The following is a 450-nucleotide window of genomic DNA, read 5'->3' on the forward strand; positions in this document are numbered from 1 at the left end:
ACGCGCTGCACGTCGGCGGACGCGCCGTCGGTCGCCGGGGCGCCGCCGCAGCCGACCGGACCGACCAGACCGGCCAGCGACAGCCCCACGACCCATTTCGGCGCACGCCCACGACCGGCCACGATCCTGATCGTACGGTGTCGGGCCCGGTGGGTCAGGGGCGCGTCACGGCCGAGACGGGCATCATGCCCACCGGGTCGTAGCGCACGGGGGCGCCGGGGTAGGGGGCGTGGACCACCTGGCCGTTGCCCACGTACATCCCGACGTGGCTGGCGTCGTCCCGGTAGGTGACGAGGTCCCCGGGCTGCGCCTGCGCGAGCGGCACCCGCCGCCCGGCGTGCGCCTGGGCCTGCGAGGTGCGCGGCAGACCGACGCCGGCCTGCGCGTACGACCACTGGGTGAGGCCCGAGCAGTCGAAGGTGGCGGGTCCGCTGGCGCCCCAGACGTACG

The 450-nt window shown here is 76.2% G+C and carries 1 protein-coding gene; it reads right to left on the reverse strand.

Annotated elements, in window-relative coordinates:
• Positions 1 to 154 precede the first annotated feature (154 nt).
• Positions 155 to 450 (reverse strand): C40 family peptidase (locus HO151_RS02115; protein WP_173894424.1); only part of this gene is annotated, 296 nt, incomplete at its 5' end.

The organism is Streptomyces sp. 8P21H-1, from assembly GCF_013302945.1.